The organism is Avibacterium sp. 21-594, from assembly GCF_026226815.1.
GTDB lineage: Bacteria > Pseudomonadota > Gammaproteobacteria > Enterobacterales > Pasteurellaceae > Avibacterium > Avibacterium avium.
In genome coordinates this window covers 1,034,422-1,058,207 of record NZ_JAKKOC010000001.1, presented here as the reverse complement: position 1 = coordinate 1,058,207, position 23,786 = coordinate 1,034,422, and the positions used below count along the sequence as shown (strand labels likewise).

Annotated in this window: 22 protein-coding genes; 18 read left to right on the top strand and 4 right to left on the bottom strand. The window is 41.9% G+C overall.

The window, feature by feature from the left end; translation table 11 throughout:
* The 5 genes from L5B76_RS04915 to L5B76_RS04895 all read left to right on the top strand — a co-directional run bounded on the left by L5B76_RS04915 (position 1) and on the right by L5B76_RS04895 (position 6,391).
* Positions 1-432, top strand: a complete 432-nt coding sequence (locus L5B76_RS04915; RefSeq protein ID WP_194751826.1) for a nitrate reductase cytochrome c-type subunit — start codon at positions 1-3, stop codon at positions 430-432.
* A 2-nt stretch (positions 433-434) separates the two neighbouring features.
* Positions 435-1,034, top strand: a complete 600-nt coding sequence (locus L5B76_RS04910; RefSeq protein ID WP_265754484.1) for a cytochrome c3 family protein — start codon at positions 435-437, stop codon at positions 1,032-1,034.
* Between the two features lie 275 nt (positions 1,035-1,309).
* Positions 1,310-3,445, top strand: a complete 2,136-nt coding sequence (pnp, locus tag L5B76_RS04905) for a polyribonucleotide nucleotidyltransferase (protein ID WP_265754483.1) — start codon at positions 1,310-1,312, stop codon at positions 3,443-3,445.
* A gap of 102 nt (positions 3,446-3,547) precedes the next feature.
* A complete protein-coding gene (nlpI, locus tag L5B76_RS04900; protein WP_265755524.1) occupies positions 3,548-4,444 on the top strand; it encodes a lipoprotein NlpI in 897 nt (298 codons plus the stop codon).
* Between the two features lie 141 nt (positions 4,445-4,585).
* A complete protein-coding gene (locus L5B76_RS04895; protein WP_265754482.1) occupies positions 4,586-6,391 on the top strand; it encodes a DEAD/DEAH box helicase in 1,806 nt (601 codons plus the stop codon).
* 82 nt (positions 6,392-6,473) lie between these two features.
* On the opposite strand, the gene pckA is transcribed toward L5B76_RS04895, so the two are convergent.
* The 3 genes from pckA to hslR form a co-directional block, all read right to left on the bottom strand.
* Positions 6,474-8,090, bottom strand: coding sequence for a phosphoenolpyruvate carboxykinase (ATP) (pckA, locus tag L5B76_RS04890; protein ID WP_265754481.1), 1,617 nt, complete (start codon positions 8,088-8,090; stop codon positions 6,474-6,476).
* Between the two features lie 200 nt (positions 8,091-8,290).
* Entirely contained in the window at positions 8,291-9,160 is an 870-nt protein-coding gene (gene hslO / locus L5B76_RS04885; protein WP_265754480.1) for an Hsp33 family molecular chaperone HslO, read from the bottom strand.
* A 105-nt stretch (positions 9,161-9,265) separates the two neighbouring features.
* The gene (gene hslR, locus L5B76_RS04880; RefSeq protein WP_250351395.1) at positions 9,266-9,679 is read right to left on the bottom strand and encodes a ribosome-associated heat shock protein Hsp15; all 414 of its coding nucleotides are present in this window, start codon (positions 9,677-9,679) and stop codon (positions 9,266-9,268) included.
* A gap of 135 nt (positions 9,680-9,814) precedes the next feature.
* Here hslR and L5B76_RS04875 point away from each other — a divergent pair, with 135 nt between their 5' ends.
* From L5B76_RS04875 to L5B76_RS04815, 13 genes are all read left to right on the top strand, one after another.
* Entirely contained in the window at positions 9,815-11,839 is a 2,025-nt protein-coding gene (locus L5B76_RS04875) for an OPT family oligopeptide transporter (protein ID WP_250351394.1), read from the top strand.
* A gap of 130 nt (positions 11,840-11,969) precedes the next feature.
* Positions 11,970-12,776, top strand: coding sequence for a 3'(2'),5'-bisphosphate nucleotidase CysQ (gene cysQ / locus L5B76_RS04870; protein ID WP_265754479.1), 807 nt, complete (start codon positions 11,970-11,972; stop codon positions 12,774-12,776).
* Positions 12,777-12,846: 70 nt separating this feature from the next.
* The gene (gene zwf / locus L5B76_RS04865; protein ID WP_265754476.1) at positions 12,847-14,340 is read left to right on the top strand and encodes a glucose-6-phosphate dehydrogenase; all 1,494 of its coding nucleotides are present in this window, start codon (positions 12,847-12,849) and stop codon (positions 14,338-14,340) included.
* A gap of 47 nt (positions 14,341-14,387) precedes the next feature.
* Positions 14,388-15,086: a 6-phosphogluconolactonase gene (pgl, locus tag L5B76_RS04860; protein WP_265754475.1), complete on the top strand. Its 699-nt coding sequence runs from the start codon at positions 14,388-14,390 to the stop codon at positions 15,084-15,086.
* Between the two features lie 49 nt (positions 15,087-15,135).
* On the top strand, positions 15,136-15,570 hold the full coding sequence (locus tag L5B76_RS04855) for a nucleotidyltransferase substrate binding protein (protein WP_265754474.1): 435 nt from the start codon (positions 15,136-15,138) through the stop codon (positions 15,568-15,570).
* The gene (locus L5B76_RS04850) at positions 15,563-15,874 is read left to right on the top strand and encodes a nucleotidyltransferase family protein (RefSeq protein WP_265755523.1); all 312 of its coding nucleotides are present in this window, start codon (positions 15,563-15,565) and stop codon (positions 15,872-15,874) included. Before L5B76_RS04855 ends, L5B76_RS04850 begins: the two co-directional genes overlap by 8 nt.
* Before the next feature lie 46 nt (positions 15,875-15,920).
* Positions 15,921-17,375: a decarboxylating NADP(+)-dependent phosphogluconate dehydrogenase gene (gene gnd / locus L5B76_RS04845; protein WP_265754473.1), complete on the top strand. Its 1,455-nt coding sequence runs from the start codon at positions 15,921-15,923 to the stop codon at positions 17,373-17,375.
* Positions 17,376-17,495: 120 nt separating this feature from the next.
* Entirely contained in the window at positions 17,496-17,780 is a 285-nt protein-coding gene (locus tag L5B76_RS04840; protein ID WP_265754470.1) for a YfcZ/YiiS family protein, read from the top strand.
* A gap of 55 nt (positions 17,781-17,835) precedes the next feature.
* Entirely contained in the window at positions 17,836-18,189 is a 354-nt protein-coding gene (locus L5B76_RS04835; protein WP_265754469.1) for a DUF488 domain-containing protein, read from the top strand.
* A gap of 62 nt (positions 18,190-18,251) precedes the next feature.
* Entirely contained in the window at positions 18,252-19,211 is a 960-nt protein-coding gene (locus L5B76_RS04830) for an asparaginase (protein ID WP_265754468.1), read from the top strand.
* Between the two features lie 182 nt (positions 19,212-19,393).
* Positions 19,394-19,822 (top strand): 50S ribosomal protein L11, encoded by a 429-nt coding sequence (gene rplK, locus L5B76_RS04825; protein WP_103854413.1) that lies wholly within the window; start codon positions 19,394-19,396, stop codon positions 19,820-19,822.
* A 3-nt stretch (positions 19,823-19,825) separates the two neighbouring features.
* Positions 19,826-20,515 (top strand): 50S ribosomal protein L1, encoded by a 690-nt coding sequence (gene rplA, locus L5B76_RS04820; protein ID WP_103854986.1) that lies wholly within the window; start codon positions 19,826-19,828, stop codon positions 20,513-20,515.
* Between the two features lie 210 nt (positions 20,516-20,725).
* A complete protein-coding gene (locus L5B76_RS04815) occupies positions 20,726-22,186 on the top strand; it encodes a catalase (protein WP_265754467.1) in 1,461 nt (486 codons plus the stop codon).
* A 119-nt stretch (positions 22,187-22,305) separates the two neighbouring features.
* Here the strand turns inward: L5B76_RS04815 and L5B76_RS04810 are convergent, their stop codons facing one another.
* Positions 22,306-23,514, bottom strand: a complete 1,209-nt coding sequence (locus L5B76_RS04810) for an IS256 family transposase (RefSeq protein WP_013745008.1) — start codon at positions 23,512-23,514, stop codon at positions 22,306-22,308.
* Between the last annotated feature and the right edge of the window lie 272 nt (positions 23,515-23,786).

Sequence of the window (23,786 nt, the reverse complement as noted above, 5' to 3'; positions counted from 1 at the left end):
ATGATTAAAAAAACCTTATTAATTTTAACCGCACTTTTTGCCACCAGCGTAATGGCTGCGGAAGACAAAATCGACAACTATCTGCAAGGGGCAGCCGAAGATGTGAAACCAGCTTTTCACAATGTACCAAAACAAAGTGAGCTACCACCACTTAACTATGTGAATCAGCCACCAACGATTCCACATAGCGTGAAAAATTATCAAGTCACGAAAAATGTGAATCAATGCTTAAACTGCCACAGTGTGGAAGCTTCTCGCATTACTGGCGCAACACGCATTAGCCCAACGCACTTTATGGATCGTAATGGCAATATCGTAGGCGGTGAAACCTCACCACGCCGTTATTTCTGCTTACAGTGCCACGTTTCACAATCTGACGTTGAGCCAATCGTGCCAAATGAATTCAAACCGATGAAAGGTTACGGAGAATAAAAATGTTGAAATTAATCAAAAAGTTTTGGTATTGGTTTCGTTCACCAAGTCGTATTGCTGTCGGCGTGCTAATCACCCTTTCTTTCATTGCTGGGATTATTTTCTGGGGCGGCTTTAACACTGCGCTGGAACACACCAATACGGAAGAGTTTTGTTCTAGCTGCCATATGAACGATGTGGTGCCTGAATATCGTCAATCTGTGCATTATGTGAACCGTACTGGGGTGAAAGCCATTTGTGCGGATTGCCATTTGCCACACGAATTTATTCCTAAGTGGGTGCGTAAAATTAAAGCAGCAACAGAAGTTTATGCGCATATTACAGGTAAAGTGGATACCAAAGAAAAATTTGAAGCAGCACGTTTAGAAATGGCTGAGCGTGAATGGGCAAGAATGAAAGCCAATAATTCACAAGAATGCCGTAACTGCCATAATTTTGATGCAATGGATTTCACCTTGCAAAAAGGCGTAGCAGAAAAAATGCACACAATGGCAATTAAAGATGGCAAAACCTGTATTGATTGCCATAAAGGGATCGCTCACCACTTGCCAAATATGAAAGACGTGAAATCTGGCTTTTTACCAACTGAAAAAGCAGAATAATTAGGTAAGGTGAATAAACCTAAAATCAACGCATTTAGCGGTATCAATAAACACAAAAGCCCTGTATAATAGCGGGGCTTTTCTTTTCCCGTTGGCGTGCGGCTATCAAAAATACTCTTACGCAACCCGACAAAGTGCGGTGCTTTTTGAGAGAATTTTTGCTAGTCGCAATTGGGAAAACAACGTGAAATCAAACAGTTAGCCTGTTATTTCGCCTAAAGCATTGAGTGCGGAATGTTCCGCAAATTATTCCATTTTATTTAAAGGAAAATATTGTGAATCCAATTGTTAAACAATTTAAATATGGTCAGCACACGGTAACCTTAGAAACCGGTGCAATCGCCCGTCAAGCCACTGCGGCAGTGATGGCGAGTATGGACGACACTAGCGTGTTCGTAACAGTGGTAGCGAAAAAAGACGTTAAAGAAGGGCAAGATTTCTTCCCATTAACCGTAAACTACCAAGAGCGTACTTACGCAGCAGGACGTATCCCTGGTGGGTTCTTTAAACGTGAAGGCCGCCCTTCTGAAGGGGAAACCTTAGTGGCGCGTTTAATCGACCGCCCAATCCGTCCATTATTCCCTGAAGGCTTTTTCAACGAAATTCAAATCGTGGCAACTGTGGTTTCGGTAAACCCACAAATTAGCCCAGATTTAGTGGCGATGATCGGTGCTTCAGCCGCACTTACCCTTTCAGGCGTGCCATTTAATGGCCCGATCGGCGCAGCACGCGTTGGTTTTATTGATGGTCAATTCGTATTAAATCCAACCACTAACGAACAAAAACAAAGCCGTTTAGACTTAGTGGTAGCAGGGACAGATAAAGCCGTATTAATGGTGGAATCTGAAGCGGACATTTTAACCGAAGAACAAATGTTGGCCGCGGTGGTATTTGGTCATCAGCAACAACAAGTGGTGATTGAAGCCATTAAAGAATTTGCCCAAGAAGCAGGAAAACCACGTTGGGATTGGCAGCCACCAGCACCAGATACGGCATTAATTGATAAAGTTAAAGCCCTTGCGGAAAGCCGTTTAGGCGATGCTTATCGTATCACTGAAAAACAAGCTCGTTATGAACAAATTGATGCGATTAAAGCAGACGTAGTAGGCCAATTAACCACTGAAGATGAAACCCTTAGCGAAGGAAAAATTGTCGATATTCTTACCGCACTTGAAAGTGAAATCGTGCGTTCACGCATTCTAAACGGTGAGCCGCGTATTGACGGCCGTACCGTAGATACCGTGCGTGCATTAGACATTTGCACAGGCGTGTTACCGCGCACACACGGTTCTGCAATTTTCACACGTGGTGAAACACAGGCCTTAGCGGTGGCAACCTTAGGGACAGAACGTGATGCACAAATCATTGACGAATTAACCGGTGAAAAAACTGATCACTTCCTATTCCACTACAACTTCCCGCCATATTCAGTGGGTGAAACGGGTATGATTGGCTCGCCAAAACGCCGCGAAATCGGCCACGGTCGCTTAGCAAAACGCGGTGTGGCTGCGGTAATGCCAAGCTTGAGCGAATTCCCTTATGTGGTGCGTGTGGTGTCTGAAATCACAGAATCTAACGGTTCATCATCAATGGCATCGGTATGTGGCGCATCATTAGCCTTAATGGACGCAGGTGTACCAATTAAAGCCGCTGTTGCGGGTATCGCAATGGGCTTAGTAAAAGAAGATGAAAAATTTGTTGTGCTTTCTGACATTTTAGGTGATGAAGATCACTTAGGTGATATGGACTTCAAAGTAGCGGGAACACGAGAAGGGGTTACTGCACTACAAATGGACATCAAAATTGAAGGGATTACCCCTGAAATTATGCAAATTGCCCTTAACCAAGCAAAAGGCGCGAGAATGCACATTCTTGGTGTGATGGAACAAGCGATTCCTGCACCACGTGCGGAAATTTCTGACTTCGCACCGCGTATTCACACAATGAAAATCGATCCGAAGAAAATCAAAGATGTGATCGGTAAAGGTGGTGCAGTAATTCGTGCCTTAACGGAAGAAACTGGCACGTCCATTGATATTGATGATGACGGTACAGTGAAAATCGCAGCGGTAGATAACAATGCGGTGAAAGAAGTGATGGCGCGTATTGAAGACATCACCGCGGAAGTTGAAGCGGGTGCAATCTATCAAGGTAAAGTAACTCGCCTTGCCGATTTTGGTGCGTTCGTTTCCTTAGTTGGCAATAAAGAAGGCTTGGTTCACATTTCACAAATCGCTGATGAACGTGTAGAAAAAGTCAGTGATTACTTAAGCGTAGGTCAGGAAGTTAGCGTGAAAGTGGTTGAAATTGATCGCCAAGGCCGTATCCGTTTAACAATGAAAGATATTGCTCCAAAACAAGAGTCTGCCCCAACAGAAGAGGTTGTGGTTGCAGTGAGCGAGCAAGAATAAAAATACCGCTCCCTACTTGTTAGGGAGCAATTTTCCTTAACGGGAAATGGGCTGGCATTGCCAGTCAGGCATACTTGAGCTAACACCTAAGGCTAAACAATGATGCAATGTAATTGGCGTATAAACTCTTTCAGATTGTTTTCAATCTGGTGTGTTGCCTTATTACTTGTAGGCTGTGTCAATTCGCAACCATTTATGTCAAACAATAAGTTGATTATTGCGGAACAGACACCGAATAGCCATATTGAGCAAGAAATCATGGTTGCTCGTATTAGCCAAGTATTGCAAATTGGCGGAATTGATAAAAAAGAACGTGCTGCCTTGCATTTTGAACGAGGTGTGTTGTATGACGCCCTTGGGCTTTGGGGACTAGCGCGTTATGACTTTTTGCAGTCTTTAATTTTTCAGCCAAAAAACGCCGCACTTTATAATTATTTGGGCGTCTATCAGCTTATCAATGAAGATTATGATGAAGCACTAGAAGCATTTAATGCGGCATTGGAATTAAATCCAAACGATGAATATAGCCTATTTAATCGTGGATTAGGTTTTTATTATATAGCGCGTTACCCACTTGCACAGAAAGATTTAGCGCAGTTTTATCAACAAGATAAAAGTGATGCTTACCGTGCATTGTGGTTATATCTCAATGAACTAGAAACCAATCCTAGAAAGGCTAAACAGCAGTTAGCACAACAGGCGCCAGCGCTCTCGCAAAAGCAATGGGGCAGTTATATTGTGCAATATTATTTAGGTCAGTTGTCGCTCACTGAGCTACAACAGCAAGGGGTGGAATTTGCGGAAAAGCAAAAAATGCCTTATGCCGAAGTATTGACCGAAACCTACTTTTATCTAGCAAAACAACAACTCAATTTGGGTCAAAGGGAAAAAGCAGAAACCCTGTTTAAATTGGCCATAGCGAATCAGGTGTATAACTTTGTTGAGTATCGTTTTGCAGTGCTTGAACTGGCGAAATTAAAACGCAGGCAAGCACAATAAACTAGGCATCTGCCTAGATTTGGTGTTGTAAAACGTAAAACTTTTCAACAATGTTATCCGCAAAGCTGCGATTTTTCGCCACACCTAGGCTTTGTGCAACTGAAAGTAATTGAGCTTTCCTTTTTATATTCGAGTATTTTAATGACTGAAACAAAAATCACCTTTAATGATTTAGGTTTACCTGAATTTATCCTTAATGCTGTAACAGATATGGGATTTGAATCCCCTTCGCCAATCCAACAAGCTTGTATTCCCCACCTTCTCGCAGGTGATGATGTACTTGGAATGGCGCAAACTGGAAGTGGAAAAACCGCCGCCTTTTCTCTCCCTTTATTAGCCCAAATTGAGCCAAATAAAAAAATGCCACAAATGCTAGTTATGGCGCCTACTCGTGAGCTTGCCATTCAAGTGGCTGATGCGTGCGAACAATTTATGAAATATGCCAAAGGGATCAACATTGTTACCCTTTACGGCGGACAACGTTATGACATTCAATTGCGTGCCTTAAAACAAGGGGCGCAAGTGGTCGTGGGAACACCGGGACGTATTTTAGATCACCTTAGACGCAACACCCTTGATCTCTCCGAATTAAAAGCCATCGTGTTAGACGAAGCTGATGAAATGTTGCGTATGGGCTTTATTGAAGATGTTGAAACCGTTATGGCAGCGTTGCCAGAACAGCACCAAACTGCACTTTTCTCTGCCACAATGCCAGAACCGATTCGCCGCATTACCAAACGCTTTATGCACGATCCAAAAGAAGTCAAAATCCAATCAACACAACGCACTGCGCCTGATATTACGCAAAGCTGCTGGTATGTACACGGATTTCGTAAAAACGAAGCCTTATTACGTTTTCTTGAAGTGGAAGATTTTGACGCAGCAATCATTTTTGCACGCACCAAAACCGCCACTCTTGATATTACCGAATTGCTAGAAAAACACGGTTTCCGTGCCGCCGCTCTCAATGGTGATATGACGCAACAACTGCGTGAACAAACCTTGGATCGCCTGCGTAATGGCAGCCTAGATATTTTAGTGGCTACCGATGTTGCCGCACGCGGACTTGATGTGGAGCGAATTAGCCTTGTGGTGAATTATGATATTCCACTTGATGCAGAAAGCTATGTTCACCGTATCGGGCGAACTGGGCGTGCAGGCCGCGCAGGACGTGCCTTACTCTTTGTTGAACCAAGAGAAAACCGCCTACTAAAAAACATTGAACGCTTAACCAAAAAGCCGATTGAAGAAGTCGAAATTCCAAACCACGAAGCGTTACAGGCTTGCCGCCGTAAAAAATTCGTGGCGCAGATCACCAAACAGCTGGAACATCACGATCTAGAACAATATCGCAGCTTATTAGAAGATCTGTTTACCGCCGATCAAGATCAAGAAGATATTGCCGCTGCAATGTTAATGCTCTTACAAGGCAAACAAAAATTAATTCTTCCACCAGATCCTATCGTGGATAAACGCGTACGCCGTGATCGTGGCAGCCGTAAAGAAAACCCACGTTCTGCCGAACGCCGTGGTTATGGCAATCCACAACCAATGGATTTATATCGCATTGAAGTAGGTCGCTTAGATGGCGTGGAAGTGCGTCATATCGTTGGCGCCATTGCTAACGAAGGGGATATTAACAGCCGTTATATTGGCCATATCAAACTTTACGATAACCATTCCACCATTGAATTACCACAAGGAATGCCAAAAGAATTGCTCAACCATTTCGCTAAAACGCGCGTAATGAACAAACAAATGCAAATGTCTTTCCTTGGTGAAGCTAAAGGTGGCGAAAGCAAAGGGAAAGAAAAAAACTTTGGTGGAAAAGGCCGTGGACGCTCTGATGATCGCTTTGCCCGTGGCAAAGGGGATCGCAAATTTAAAGAAAAAAACCACCGCTCTTTTGATGAAGGTGGCTTTAAATCGCGTTCAAAAAGAAAATAAGCTTATTTTCTAATTTCTTTTTGTAAAAAAGAAGACCGCTCTTAAAAAGAGCGGTCATTTTTTTACTTATTTTTCAATCTTATTAAGCTTTTGGCCCTGCTGCGATTAAGGCTTTACCTTCTTCATTGGTCGCATATTTTTCAAAGTTTTTCACAAAGCGGTTTGCTAAGTCTTCCGCTTTGGCTTGCCATTGTGCTTTGTCTGCATAAGTATCACGCGGATCTAAAATCGCAGGATCAACCCCCGGCAAGGCTTTTGGAATCGCTAAGTTGAAGATTGGTAATTCAGACATTTCAGCTTTATCAATTGAGCCATCTAAGATCGCATCGATAATGCCACGAGTATCTTTAATTGAGATACGTTTGCCTGTGCCGTTCCAACCTGTATTCACAAGGTAAGCTTCTGCGCCAGCGGCTTCCATACGTTTTACTAACACTTCTGCATATTGCGTTGGGTGAAGTGATAAGAATGCCGCACCAAAACAGGCTGAGAAAGTAGGCGTTGGTTCAGTGATACCACGTTCTGTTCCCGCTAATTTCGCTGTGAAACCAGATAAGAAGTAGTATTTGGTTTGCTCTGGTGTCAATTTTGCTACTGGTGGTAACACCCCGAAAGCATCAGCGGTTAAGAAAATCACTTTTTTCGCATGACCCGCTTTAGAAACGGGTTTTACAATATTCTCAATATGATAGATTGGGTAAGAAACACGGGTGTTTTCTGTTTTTGAGCCGTCATCATAATCCACAGAGCCATCTGCTCTCACCACCACATTTTCTAACAAAGCATCACGCTTAATTGCACGATAAATATCTGGCTCACTTTCTTCTGATAATTTGATGGTTTTAGCATAGCAACCACCTTCATAGTTAAATACACCATCATCGTCCCAACCGTGTTCATCATCACCGATCAATTGGCGTTTTGGATCTGTTGAAAGCGTGGTTTTCCCTGTACCAGATAAACCGAAGAAAATTGCCACATCACCTTCTTTGCCGACGTTGGCAGAACAATGCATTGAGGCGATACCTTTAAGTGGAAGGAAATAATTCATCATTGAGAACATTCCTTTTTTCATTTCACCGCCGTACCAAGTACCACCGATTAATTGAATACCTTCTGTGATGTTAAACGCCACAAAGTTTTCAGAATTTAAGCCTTGTTCTTTCCAATTTGGATTGGTTACTTTTGAACCATTCATTACCACAAAATCAGGTTTGAAGTTTTCTAATTCTGCCGCTGACGGACGAATAAACATATTGGTTACAAAGTGAGCTTGCCACGCCACTTCTGTAATAATACGCACGGCTAAGCGAGTATCTGGGTTCGCACCACAGAATGCGTCCACCACAAATAGACGTTTGCCTGAAAGCTGTTTAGTCACTAACTCTTTTAAACTTTGCCAAGTGGCTTGGTTCATAGGCTTGTTATCGTTTTTCGCCGCATCGCTTGTCCACCATACGGTGTCTTTGGTTTTCTCATCTAATACGATGTATTTATCTTTCGGTGAACGACCTGTGAAAATCCCTGTATCCACCGCAACAGCACCAGATTGGGTAACCGTTCCTTTCTCAAAGCCTTCTAAACCTTCCTTAGTTTCTTCCTCGAAAAGCTGCTCATAACTTGGGTTATACACCACATCTTTTACATCATAAATACCCAAGTTACCCAATTCTGCCACAAGTTTTTTTACGTCAGTCATAAGATATACCTCAATTAAGTTAATATTAAAAAAGATAGCGGTATTCTATGTGAAGTACGAAAAAAAAAATGTTAGGTAGATCTCAAAATCAGAAAAAAACCATTCCATTACTCAAAATAGTTAAGTTTTGTGATGTGAATCAAGGAAAAGATAAGGAAAGAGAAATAAAAAAGCACGAACCGAAGTTCGTGCTAATCAAATTATTGTGCGGAATCGCGCAATTTTTCAATGGCTTCTTTATTAAAGAAATAATGCGTGCCGCAACATTCGCATTGCATATCAATGCTGCCGTTGTGTTCGGCGAGAATTTCGTCAATTTCGTTTTCTGGTAATAATAGCAATGCCCCGCCCGAACGTTCTTGGGTGCAGCCACAGAAAAATTCCACATTTTGTGCGGGATAAATTTCTACGGTTTCTTCGTGATATAAACGATAAAGTAGCTCTTCGGCACTTAATCCAAAGATTTCCTCATCTTTTACCGTCGCAGTAAGGGTAGCAAGATGCTCAAAATCTCCTTCTTCGCCCACGCCATCAGGCATTACTTGCAACAACATTCCCGCTGCCACAGGCTCACCATTAAATTCACCAGTACGGATAATAAGCTGGGTTTGCAACTGCTCAGAACGCACGAAATAATCTTCTAAACATTCCGTAATCGTTGGTTTATCTAAACCAATCACGCCCTGATAACGCTCGCCTTCATTTGGAGTGATGGTGATGACTAACACCCCTTTACCAATCATTTCACTTAGTGTCATCTCATCACGTACTTCACCTTGTAAACGGGCTAATGCGCGGATTTTTTGATCATCGGAACCATTCACTAAGGCTAAAGAAAGTGGTCCATCACCTTGAATTTGTACGGTAATACTGCCATTAAATTTTAATGTGGCGGTGAGTAAACTGGTTGCCACCATCATTTCACCCAGTAAGTTTTGCACCACTTTCGGATAATGGTGGGTATTTAAAGTCTCTTTAAAACTTTGATTTAACCGTACCCATTCACCACGTACCGCTCGATGTTTAAATAAATAACGATAAAGTTTGTCGTTGTCAGCTTGATATGTCATATTGTCCTCAATAATACTTAAATAACGCCAAGCACGGATTAGATCAATGAGTTCATTAACTTGGCAATTTGCCTTTATATTGGGATCATTCTACAAATAACAAGGCTACTCTTGATATTTAAACTTAAGTAAATCTCGCCGCTCTTTTTTATTTGGTCGGCGTTCAGGGTTTGGCATAGAAAGGGCATTATTTTTGCGTGCAATGGCCCATTTTTCCCGTTTTTCAACACTCTGTGCGGTTTCTTGATATAACAATTGTGCTTCTGGCGCACCACGTCGTTGGGTGGAAAGGGCTAACACTTGCACTTCTTTTTCTTCATTGCCTTGACGTAATTTGATCAATGCGCCCACTTCGACAGTTTTATTCGGTTTAGTACGCTGATTATTGTAATGGACTTTACCGCCATCTATCATTTCTTTGGCGATGGTACGCGTCTTATAAAATCGAGCTGCCCAAAGCCATTTATCTAGACGAACTTCATCATTTTTATCCGCATTACGCACGTTTTGTTTTGCCATTTATTTCTCCTAATCAAGTGCGGTCATTTTTTATTGTATTTTATGCCATAACGGAAGATGAAAACAAAAAATTGATCTTATTAGATAAAATTGATATAGAATGAGATGTTTTTATTACAAAAATTGGGGAGAAATATGCAAACTTCGTATCACTCAGCGCCAAGTTTAAAAGAACTTACCTTCCGAGGAATGTTCTTAGGTGCGTTAATTACGGTGATTTTCACCGCATCAAATGTCTATTTAGGCTTAAAGGTGGGGCTAACTTTTGCTTCATCCATTCCTGCCGCTGTAATCTCTATGGCAGTATTAAAAATGTTTTCTGGGTCAACTATTCTAGAAAATAATATGGTACAAACCCAAGCCTCTGCCGCAGGTACACTCTCTTCGGTGATTTTCGTTATTCCAGGCTTATTAATGATGGGATATTGGCAAGATTTTCCATTCTGGCAAACCCTTTTAATTTGTGCATCAGGGGGAATTTTAGGGGTGATTTTCACTGTCCCGTTGCGTCAAGTAATGGTGGCTAAAAGTGATTTACCTTATCCTGAAGGGGTTGCGGCGGCTGAAATTCTTAAAGCAGGAAATCACCAAGAAGGAGAAAATGATACAGGTATCAAAGAAATTGCGACTGGAGGTATCATTGCTGCAATAGTTAGTTTTGCAACAAATGGCTTGCGCATTATTGCTGATGGGGCAAGTTTATGGTTTAAAGGTGGTAATGCAGTTTTCCAAGTACCGATGGGGTTTTCTTTCGCTTTATTAGGCGCCGGTTATTTAGTCGGTATTGTCGGTGGTATTGCAATTTTAATCGGTATTTTTCTCACTTGGGGAATTGCTGTTCCCTATTTCACTAGCGCATCATCAATGCCTGTTGATGGCGAGATGATTAGCTATGCAATGGGTATTTGGAAAAGTAAAGTGCGTTTTATTGGTGTGGGTACCATTGGTATTGCAGCGATTTGGACCTTACTTGTCTTAATGAAGCCTATGATCCAAGGAATGGCACAATCTTTCCGAGCATTAAAAGATCCATCAGCGCAAAGTAGTGAACGTACTCAGTTAGATTTATCACCTAAATCAATGATCTATATCACGATTACATCTGTTGCATTAATTATGGTTGCATTACACCATTTTATCGCGGAAGCGCCAATTGCGACTGAGTATGCCTTCTTATTTGTTATTGTATGTACGCTATTAGCAGTATTTATTGGTTTCTTCGTTGCTGCAGCCTGTGGATATATGGCTGGTCTTGTCGGATCATCATCTAGCCCAATTTCAGGAATTGGAATCATTTCTGTGGTACTTATTTCCTTAACCTTACTTGCATTAGGTAAATTCACAGGGCTTATTGAAAGCGCAGAAGGAATGAAATTTTTAACTGCACTGACTATTTTTTCTGGTTCTATTGTGGTTACCACAGCGGCAATCTCAAATGACAACTTACAAGATTTAAAAACAGGGCTATTAGTTGAAGCCACACCTTGGCGTCAGCAAGTCGCACTGATTATCGGTTGTGTTGTTGGTGCATTAGTTATTGCCCCAGTATTAGAAATTCTTTATCACGCTTATGGCTTTACGGGAGCATTACCACGCGCTGATATGGATCCTTCTCAAGCACTTTCAGCGCCACAAGCAACCTTAATGACTACCATTGCAACAGGTATTTTTTCTAGCAATTTAGAATGGTCTTATATCTTTATGGGGATTGGATTAGGTTTAGTCCTCATTATGCTTGATCTTCTATTGAAAAAAGCAAGCCATAATCGTTTTGCGTTACCTGCACTTGCCGTGGGAATGGGGATTTATTTACCACCTGTTGTAAATATGCCAATTGTCATTGGTGCGGTACTGGCTTGGTTTATTAATCGCCATTTAACGGCTTATGCCCATCGTAATGGTAAAAATGTGGAAGAAGTGAAGAAAAAAGCCGATCGCTACGGTACGCTATTTGCCGCAGGCTTAATTGTTGGAGAAAGTTTAATTGGCGTTATCCTTGCCTTCATTATTGCTGCTTCCGTTACGTCTGGTGGCTCAGATGCACCATTAGCACTTTCGCTGGAAAACTGGGATAGCACAGCAGAATGGCTTGGCTTCGCGGTCTTTATCGCGGGTATCGTGATTTATGCATTACGTGTACTTCGGGCGAAAAAAGGATAAGTGATAATCTGTTTCAATTTATCTTTATTTGTTAATTAAGGGCAAGATAATACTTGCCCTTTTTTCTTTTTATCCCCTTTGCTATACTCATTTCATTATCTGGATCTGGTTCATCTTTTGGGAGGCGGTTTTGTTATTTGATTCTTCTTTATTACAATCGGTACTAATGATTGCAGAACAAGCGGGCCATCACCTCAATCGGTTTTACAACAAAAATCTTACCTCATACATAAAAGCGGATAATACCCCAGTTACAGAAGCAGATCTTTTTGTCAGTCAATTTTTAATGGAAAAGCTTCGCGCCCTTACCCCAGCTTATCCCGTCTTATCAGAAGAATATTGTAAAATCCCTTTTCACAAAAGACAGCAATGGCAAACCTATTGGCTTGTTGATCCCTTAGATGGCACGCAACAATTTATTAATCGCACAGGGCATTTTTCAGTATTAATTGCCTTGGTACATCATCATCGCCCAGTGCTAGGCGTGATTCATTGCCCGCAAACCAAACAAACCTATTACGCCGCACAGGGCTTAGGCGCCTATAAAAAAACAACGCAAAAAACCACCGCACTTAACAGACAACCGGTTAATTTATCACAGCCCATTCGTATTGTTGTAGGATCGCATTCTGCGAAAAAGAAAGTGCGGTCAATTTTGCAGCCAAATTTTAATTACCATTTTGAGATTATTGGCTCAAGTGGCATAAAAAGCGTAAAAGTTGCAGAAGGGGCGGCAGATTGTTATATTCGATTAGGCGAAACAGGAGAATGGGATACCGCAGCGGCTGAAATTATTTTAGCTGAAATGGGCGGTAAAATTTTTGATCGCCATTTCCAGCCACTCACTTACAATCAGCGTGAAAGCTTAGTAAACCCTGATTTTGTTATGGTGGCAGACGCACAATTAAACTGGCACAACATCTTTCAATTTAATTAATGAGAACTATTGGTAATTTGCCGAATTTGCGCATATTATTACCACTCTTTTAAAAATGGATAGCAATCATATGACAAACCACAACGCAGAAAAAAACTGTATCGTGATTTTTGGGGCATCAGGTGATTTAACGCACCGTAAATTAATCCCAGCACTTTACAACTTATACAAACTCGGGCGTTTAGCGGAAGATTTCTCCGTGCTAGGCGTAGCAAGAACAGAAATGACGGATGAGCAATTTCGCACAAAAATGCGTCAAGCCTTAATCAAGACAGAAAAAGCGGAAGGCGAAATACTTGAACAATTTTGCAGCCATCTGTATTACCAAACAATCAATACCTCTGATGCCAAAGATTACGCCAAACTCGTGCCTCGCTTAACCGAATTGCACGAAAAATATCACACTGAAGGCAACACACTTTATTATATGTCCACACCACCAAGCCTGTACGGCGTGATTCCTGAATGTCTTGCGGCACACGGTTTAAATACCGAAGACTATGGCTGGAAACGTTTAATTGTGGAAAAACCCTTTGGCTATGATATTAAAACTGCCAAAACACTTGATATTCAAATTCATCGCTTTTTTGAAGAACATCAAATCTATCGTATCGACCATTATCTTGGCAAAGAAACCGTTCAAAACTTATTAGTATTACGTTTTTCTAATGGTCTATTTGAGCCGTTATGGAACCGTAATTTCATTGATTATATTGAAATTACTGGGGCTGAACAGCTTGGTGTAGAAGAACGTGGAGGATATTACGACGGCTCTGGCGCAATGCGTGATATGTTCCAAAATCACCTATTACAAGTGCTTGCGATGGTTGCAATGGAACCGCCCGCCATTATTAACGCGGATTCAATGCGTGATGAAGTGGCAAAAGTATTGCACTGCCTACACCCATTAAGTGAAGAAGATGTTAAACATAATCTTGTACTTGGGCAATATACTCGTGGCGTTATTGAAGGTAAAGAGGTTAAAGGTTACCTCGAAGAAAAAGGTGTGCCACCGGATTCTAATACTGAAACTTATATGGCATTACGTTGTGAAATTGATAACTGGCGTTGGGCAGGGGTGCCATTTTATGTCCGTACAGGAAAACGCTTACCAGCACGGGTAACAGAAGTGGTTATTCATTTTAAAACGACACCACACCCTGTATTTAGCCAAAATGCCCCTGAAAATAAACTAATTATTCGCATTCAGCCTGATGAAGGTATTTCAATGCGTTTTGGTTTGAAAAAGCCGGGCGCAGGTTTTGAAGCAAAAGAAGTATCTATGGATTTCCGCTATGCGGATCTTGCTCAACCAAGCTTATTAAGTGCTTATGATCGTTTATTACTGGACGCAATGAAAGGCGATGCTACCTTGTTTGCGCGTACTGATGCCGTACACGCTTGTTGGAAATTTGTGCAACCTATTTTAGATTACAAAGCCGCTCGTGGACGCATTTATGACTATGAAGCCGGTACTTGGGGGCCAACAGAAGCAGATAAACTGATCGCACGCACAGGACGCGTTTGGCGTAAACCCAGCGGTTTAATGAAGAAAAAAGTCTAACCAATCCCCCCGCTCTTACGGGAGCTAGGGGATCTTCGGAGAACAGAATGAACAACGTTATTTTTGAAAATGCGCAAAGTGCGGTGGAAAAAATCGCTGAAGAACTCAAGCAATACAGCCTTGAAGGTCGCCCTGTGCATATTTCACTTTCAGGCGGCAGCACGCCAAAACTTTTGTTTAAAACCTTGGCAACAGCACCGTATAACCAAGCTATCCAATGGAAAAACTTGCATTTTTGGTGGGGCGATGATCGTATGGTTGTACCTTCTGATCCTGAAAGCAATTATGGTGAAGTACAAAAATTATTGTTCGATCACATTGAGATTCCAGCAGAAAACATTCACCGTATTCGTGGTGAAGCCCCTGTGGAGCAGGAGCTCGTGCGCTTTCAAAATGAACTGGCAGAAGTCGTGCCGAACGGCGAGTTTGATTGGATTATTTTAGGAATGGGCGCAGACGGGCATACCGCCTCATTATTCCCACATCAAACCAATTTTGATGACGAAAATTTAGCGGTGATCGCCAAACACCCAGAAACAGGGCAAGTGAGAATTTCCAAAACCGCCAAATTGCTTGAGCAAGCCAAACGCATTACCTATTTGGTAACAGGGGGAGCTAAAGCGGAAATTTTAAAAGAAATTCAAAGCACGCCAGCGGAAAATCTGCCTTATCCCGCCGCGAAAATCAAGGCGAAAAATGGAGTAACAGAGTGGTATTTGGATAAAGAGGCGGCAAAGTTGTTGTAATAAAATAAAAGTGCGGTGATTTTTTAGCAAATTTTTATTGGGAAAATAAATGGATCAACTGGATCTCTCAGCCTTAGAAAAGGCGTTTAATTCACTTGAAATGACCTTAGCCAAACTGGCGGATAAGCAATGGTTTACAGCACAAGAAAATATTGTGCAAGATACCCTTATCGCTGGTTGCATTCAAAAATTTGAATTTGTTTATGAGTTAAGCATCAAAATGATGAAACGCCAATTAAAACTGATTGCAGAAGCCCCCAATGAAATTGACAGTGCAGATTTCCGTGATATTTTGCGTTTGAGTGCAAAAGCAGGCTTAATTGAGCAAGTGGAAAATTGGCTGCTCTATCGCAAAATGCGCAACATCACCTCGCATACTTACGATCAAAATAAGGCGCAACAAGTTTATGAACAAATGATCGGTTTTTTAGCTTCCGCCAAGAACTTGCTCAACCAATTACAGCAGCGTAATAATGATGATTGATATTCAACCTCAACATCTTGAAATTGTAGAAAAAATACTCCGCACTTACTTGAGCGAGTATGAAGTGCGTGCCTTTGGCTCAAGGGTGAAAGGCACAGCACATCCCTTTTCAGATCTTGATTTAGTGGTAATGACAACACAGCCCCTTTCCTTAAGAACGCTGTGTGAAGTAGAAAACGCTTTTTCAGAAAGCGATTTACCTTGGCAAGTGGATCTTGTGGATTGGGCAGCAACATCATCAGAATTTCAGCAGATTATTTTGCAGAAATCTGTGGTTATTCAACAACAGATTTCATCAACCTAGCCTTTCATAAAGGCAGCAACTGATTATAACGAAACAGGAGAAAGTTATGAGTCAAAAAGGCGATATCGGCGTTATCGGTTTAGCGGTAATGGGACAAAACTTAATTTTAAATATGAATGACCACGGCTTTAAAGTGGTGGCGTATAACCGTACCACCTCAAAAGTGGACGAATTTTTAGAAGGCGCGGCAAAAGGCACAAATATTATTGGCGCTTACTCGCTAGAAGATTTGGCGAGCAAATTAGAAAAACCGCGCAAAGTGATGTTAATGGTACGTGCAGGTGAAGTGGTTGATCAATTTATCAATGCCTTACTACCTCACTTAGAAGAAGGCGACATCATTATTGATGGCGGAAACTCAAACTATCCAGACACCAACCGCCGCGTGAAAGAATTGGCGGAAAAAGGCATTCGCTTTGTGGGTGCTGGCGTATCTGGCGGTGAAGAAGGCGCGCGTCACGGGCCATCAATTATGCCGGGTGGTAACGCAGAAGCTTGGCCTTATGTAAAACCTATCCTACAAGCGATCTCTGCCAAAACCGACAAAGGTGAGCCTTGCTGTGATTGGGTTGGTCAAGAAGGTGCGGGCCATTTCGTGAAAATGGTGCATAACGGCATTGAATACGGCGATATGCAACTTATCTGTGAAGCCTATCAATTCTTAAAAGATGGCTTAGGTTTAAGCTATGACGAAATGCAAAAAATCTTCGCTGAATGGAAAAAAACCGAGCTGGATAGCTATTTAATCGACATCACCACCGATATTCTTGGTTATAAAGATGCCGATGGCGAACCATTGGTAGAAAAAATCTTAGACACCGCAGGACAAAAAGGGACAGGTAAATGGACAGGGATCAACGCTCTTGATTTCGGTATTCCATTAACCTTAATCACCGAATCTGTGTTTGCCCGCTGCGTTTCTTCCTTTAAAGATCAACGTATTGCCGCCTCTAAATTGTTCAACAAAACCATTCAGCCTGTGGAAGGAGATAAACAGATTTGGATTGAAGCGGTGCGTAAAGCGTTACTTGCCTCAAAAATTATCTCTTATGCACAAGGCTTTATGTTAATCCGCGAAGCCTCTGAAAACTTCGGTTGGAACATTAACTACGGTGCAACGGCCTTATTATGGCGTGAGGGTTGTATCATTCGTAGCCGTTTCTTAGGCAATATCCGTGATGCTTATGAAGCCAACCCAGATCTGATTTTCTTAGGATCAGATCCATACTTTAAAAACATCCTAGAAAATGCCTTAAGTGATTGGCGTAAAGTGGTGGCAAAATCCATTGAAGTGGGCATTCCAATGCCGTGTATGGCAAGTGCGATCACCTTCTTAGATGGCTACACTTCAGCAAATTTACCAGCTAACCTACTTCAAGCACAACGTGATTACTTCGGCGCACATACTTATGAACGTAAAGATAAAGCACGTGGTGAATTTTTCCATACTAACTGGACAGGACGTGGTGGTAATACCGCATCAACCACTTATGATGTGTAAATGATCAAAGAGCGATGAGATAACTCATCGCTTTTTTTGCATAAAAATAAAGTGCGGTATAAAATTTCAATATTTTTCAACCGCATTTATCATATAAAAATTAAAAATAGGAGTCATAAAATGAAAAAAGAGAATCCCGTAGAATGCGTTGGCTGTAATACCTTTGATGTCGGAACAATTATTGATAACAGTAATTGCACTAGCCATCTTGAACGTGTTTATGCCAGCAAAGAAGAAGCCGAACAGGCTTTAACCGAATTCACAGCCAAAGCGCGAAGTGCAGAAACTGAGCCTTGCCAAATTAAGGCAGAAATTACCCCAGTTGAAAATGGCTTTTTACTCAGCGCAGATTTTACCTTTAGCTGCCAAGCGGAATCCTTAATTTTTGAATTAGGCTTACGTTAATCAAACCAACACAAGGGGCTAAATTTAGCCCCTAAATTCAATCCCTGAGCATCAAATGAAATTTACAGTAAAACGCATTTACGACAAAGATTTTTCCCCAAATGATTTCCGCGTCCTAATCGACCGCCTTTGGCCAAGAGGCATTGCTAAACTAGAAGCCCACATCACCCTTTGGGAAAAAGACATCACCCCATCTTCCGAGCTAAGAACCCGCTATCACCACGCTGAAATCACCTACCCCGAATTTGCCCAACAATACGCCCAAGAACTCCAGCAAAACGCATTATTAGTACAAGATTTCCTACACAAAATCGCCAATCAAAAAGAAGTCGTATTAGTTACCGCAGTGAAAGATATTGAACACAGCCATGTACCAATTTTGGTAGAGGTGTTGGAAAGGCAAGGATAATTTTTTTGTGAATAGCTATGCTAAAATAGCACAATTAAAACAGAATAGAAGATCGAAAAATAATGAAAAAACTCCTCGTTCTCCACACAGGTGGAACAATTTCAATGCACGCGGACAGCCTGGGGAAAGTGGCGCCAAATGCTACTAATCCTATGACTAAAGTTGGGTCTGATTTGCATAATGTTGAAGTGGAATCGGTGGATTTTCTTAATCTTCCTAGTCCGCATATTCGCCTTGAGCATATGTTGGCGTTAAGCCAGAAAATTAAACAAGAGGGTGCAAATTATGATGGTGTGGTGATTACGCACGGCACGGATACGTTGGAAGAAACCGCTTATTTTCTGGATACAATGCAGCTGCCGAAAATGCCGATTGTGATTACGGGCGCGATGCGTTCCAATAATGAGCTCGGTAGTGATGGTATTTATAATTACCTTTCCGCGTTGCGCGTAGCAAGTTTTGAGAAAAGTGCCGATAAAGGCGTGTTAGTGGTGATGAATGATGAAATTCACGCTGCGAAGTATGTTACCAAAACTCATACCACCAACGTTTCCACCTTCCAAACGCCAACACACGGTCCTTTGGGTGTGATTATGAAAAAAGACATTCTGTTTTTCAAAACTGCCGAGCCACGTGTGCGTTTTTATTTAGAAACGGTGAGCGGAAATGTGCAAATCATCAAAGCCTATGCGGGAATGGACAGTTGGCTGTTTGAGCAATTAGATCTGCAACAGTTAGATGGCTTGATTATTGAAGCGCTCGGCGCTGGGAATATTCCACCGCAAGCGGAAAAAGGATTACAACGCCTGCTTGCGCACAACATTCCCGTAGCCTTGGTTTCTCGTTGTTTTAACGGCATCGCAGAGCCTGTTTATGGTTATGACGGCGGTGGTGCAAGTTTGCAAGAGCAAGGCGTGATGTTTGTGAAAGAACTTAATGCACAGAAAGCGCGCTTAAAATTGTTGATCGCACTTAATGCGGGGCTGCAAGGTTCAGAGTTAAAAGCCTATATGGAAGGTTAATTTCCTGACTTTTAGTTGGAGATCTTGCTTGAATCTGAAAGGAATATTTTGTATAATTCGCAACCTTACGAGCAAACCTTGCTCGTATTTTTATGTAATCGCACTGTTAGGTAATTTTACTATAAGGTGCTTTCAATCACGGGGAGCTGAAAAGCGTTATCACCCATAACGAGGAAATTAAAATGGCAAAGAAAGTTCAAGCCTATATTAAGTTGCAAGTTGCAGCAGGTATGGCTAACCCTTCACCACCAGTTGGTCCAGCATTAGGTCAACAAGGTGTGAACATTATGGAATTCTGTAAAGCATTCAACGCTCGTACTGAGAGTTTAGAAAAAGGTTTACCGATTCCAGTAGTGATCACTGTATATGCAGACCGTTCATTCACTTTTGTTACTAAAACTCCACCAGCAGCGGTATTATTGAAAAAAGCAGCTGGCATTAAATCTGGTTCTGGTAAACCGAACAAAGATAAAGTAGGTAAAGTAACTCAAGCACAAATCCGTGAAATCGCAGAAACTAAAGCAGCGGATATGACTGGTGCAACAATCGAAACTAAGATGAAATCTATTGAAGGTACTGCACGTTCAATGGGTTTGGTAGTGGAGGACTAATCAATGGCTAAACTAACCAAACGTATGAAAGCAATCAAAGCGGGTGTTGATTCAACCAAAGCTTATGAAATCAATGATGCGATCGCAGTATTAAAACAATTTACTAGCCCTAAATTCGTAGAAAGCGTTGATGTGGCAGTAAATTTAGGTATTGATGCACGTAAATCTGACCAAAACGTTCGTGGTGCGACTGTATTACCAAACGGTACAGGTCGTAATGTTCGCGTTGCTGTGTTCACTCAAGGTGCTAACGCAGAAGCTGCGAAAGAAGCGGGGGCAGATTTAGTGGGTATGGAAGATTTAGCAGAGCAAATCAAGAAAGGCGAAATGGACTTTGATGTGGTTATCGCTTCTCCTGATGCAATGCGTGTTGTAGGTCAGTTAGGTCAAATCTTAGGGCCACGTGGCTTAATGCCAAACCCGAAAGTGGGTACTGTAACTCCAAACGTTGCTGAAGCAGTGAAAAATGCAAAATCTGGTCAGGTTCGTTACCGTAATGATAAAAACGGTATCATTCACACCACAATTGGTAAAGCAGACTTCACCCCTGAGCAATTAAAAGAAAACTTACAAGCGTTATTAGCCGCCTTAACAAAAGCAAAACCTGCTTCTGCGAAAGGTGTATTCATTAAGAAAGTAAGTCTTTCTACCACTCAAGGTGCAGGCGTTGCAGTAGATCAAAGCAGCCTATAATCTTGATAATACAAGATTCCAAAAGCCAGCCTAAGGGTTGGCTTTTTTATTTTTGCAAAAATTCATAAAATTTTTACCGCACTTTTCCTTAAAATATTAGGCAATACCTATCTTAGCCCTATCAAATCAATATAGATTTCCATTTATTCTTTCTATGTCGATCTTGTTATGATAAATCTCGTTTTCTCCCATAACAAAAAGGAAAAGAGTATGTCTGATTCAATCAAAAAATGTCCGGTTACTCACTTAACCACCGATTTTGGTGCGCCAGTGGTGGATAACCAAAACAGTTTAACCGCAGGGCCACGCGGACCACTTTTAGCCCAAGATGTGTGGCTGCAAGAAAAATTAGCGAACTTTGTGCGTGAAGTGATCCCTGAGCGCCGTATGCACGCGAAAGGTTCAGGTGCATTCGGGACATTCACCGTTACTCACGATATTACTAAATATACCCGAGCGAAAATTTTTAGTGAAATTGGTAAGAAAACGGAAATGTTCGCGCGTTTTACCACAGTAGCCGGTGAGCGTGGGGCGGCAGATGCAGAGCGTGATATTCGTGGTTTCGCACTGAAATTTTATACCGAGGAAGGTAACTGGGATATGGTGGGCAACAACACGCCTGTGTTCTTCTTGCGTGATCCGCGTAAATTCCCAGATCTTAACAAAGCGGTGAAACGTGATCCTCGTACGAATATGCGTTCTGCTACTTATAACTGGGATTTCTGGACATTATTACCAGAAGCGCTACACCAAGTAACCATCGTGATGAGTGATCGCGGTATCCCGGCAAGTTATCGTCATATGCACGGCTACGGCTCGCACACTTATAGCTTTATCAATGCGGAAAATGAGCGTTTTTGGGTGAAATTCCATTTCCGCACACAGCAAGGGATTAAAAACCTTACAGATGCCGAAGCTGAAGCGATTATCGGTAAAGATCGCGAAAGCCACCAACGTGATTTATATGAAGCCATTGAACGTGGTGATTTCCCGAAATGGACGATGTTTGTGCAAATTATGCCAGAAAAAGACGCAGAAAAAGTGCCTTATCATCCTTTCGATCTTACCAAAGTATGGCCGAAAAAAGATTATCCATTAATTGAGGTGGGTGAATTTGAGCTTAATCGCAATCCAGAAAATTTCTTCTTAGATGTAGAACAATCTGCGTTTGCACCAAGTAATTTAGTGCCGGGAATTAGCGTATCACCAGACCGTATGCTACAAGCACGTCTGTTCAACTATGCAGACGCACAGCGTTATCGTTTAGGCGTGAACTATCAGCAAATCCCTGTAAACCGTGCACGTTGCCCTGTACACAGTAACCACCGTGATGGTCAAGGACGTGTGGACGCAAACTATGGTAGCCTGCCGCATTATGAGCCAAACAGCTTCAGCCAATGGCAAGAGCAGCCACAATATAAAGAGCCACCATTAAAGATCACAGGTGATGCTGATTTCTGGGATTATCGAGAAGATGATTCAGATTATTTCAGCCAGCCTCGTGCCTTGTTCCAATTAATGAGTGCGGAACAAAAACAAGTATTATTTGAAAATACGGCACGGGCAATGGGCGATGCGCCAGATTTTATCAAACAGCGTCATATTGATAACTGTACAAAATGCGATCCTGAATATGGTGCTGGTATCAAAAAGGCATTAGGTTGGGAATAATTTTTCTCGTATAAATAGCAACAGCACATAATAGGTATTTTATACCGCCTACTGACAAATTCACATTTCCCTAACAATATGGACCCTATCCCAAATTCTGTGTAAACACCCATTTCAACTTAACGGTGATCGTCGAGGCGATCACCAAAATCAATCATAAAACGATTCATTGCCTGTTTCCAGTTTTGAATCGGCATTGTCCATTTCTTTGACGCATCTTTCATCGCCAGCCATATTACCTTGAACACCGACTCATCCGTCGGGAATACATTGCGTTTTTTAATGACTCGCCGAATCACGCTATTGAGTGACTCCACCGCATTGGTGGTATAAATCGCTTTGCGAATATCCGACGGATAATCAAAAAATGTCGCGATATTCGCCCAATTCTCCTCCCAACCTCTCGCTACAAGCGGGTATTTTTCCTGCCATTTTTGCGAAAGTGCGGTCAAATTCTCGCGTGCTTGCATCTCCGTCGGGGCTTGATACACCTGTTTTAAATCCGCAGTCACCGCCTTGTAATCTTTCCATGACACATATTTCAAACTATTACGCACCAAATGCACAATGCAAAGCTGAATCTTGGTTTGGGGATAAACGGCATTAATGGCGTCAGGAAAGCCTTTTAAACCGTCCACACACGCAATTAAAATGTCTTTTAAACCGCGATTTTGCAGCTCTGTTAGCACGTTTGCCCAGAACTTCGCGCCTTCGTTTTCGGCAATCCAGAGTCCGAGTAATTCTTTATGCCCCTCCAAATTCACACCCAACGCCACAAAGACGGACTTGTTGATAATCCGCCCGTCTTGACGCACTTTGACCACGATGCAATCTAAATAAACAATCGGATACACCGCATCAAGCGGGCGATTTTGCCATTCCAAGACGCGCTCTTTAACCGAATCTGTCACGCGAGAAATCAAGCTCGTTGACACATCAGCATCATAGAGTTCTTTGAACATTTCGACGATTTCTTGATTGCTTAAGCCTTTGGCATATAAGGCGATAATCTGCTCGTCCATTCCGGTAATTCGGGTTTGGTTTTTCTTGATAAGCTGCGGTTCAAAGGTGCCCTCACGGTCACGAGGGGTATCAATTTCCATTTCACCCTCATCACACATCACAGTTTTGGACGTATAGCCGTTACGCGCATTTTTGCCTTTTCGTGGCTGATGTTTTTCATAACCAAGGTGGTCAGTCAGTTCCGCGTTTAGGGCTGCTTCGACCGTGATTTTTTTGAGCATTCGAGAAAACTGATTAAGGTCTTCCGGCGTTTTGAGGTGTTTGGCAAATTCTGCTGCCAAGGCGTGGAGTTGTTTTTCGTTCATAATAAAATACCTGTGTCTAATGTATTATCTCAGAAACAGGCATTTACACAAATTGTGGGAGAGGCTCACAATATGGGGAATGTGGGTTTATTTTTTTATTATGGGAATAATCTCTGACTAGGTCTTGTCATTTCTCTGTGAGTTAATTGTTTTGCATTTGGACGTTATTCAACGCTAACTAACTATGTTTATTGATCCTAATTTATCTTATCTTTACCCATTTAATTAATCTAGTAAATAGGTTTTAAGTTTTTTGCATTTCTATTTGACAG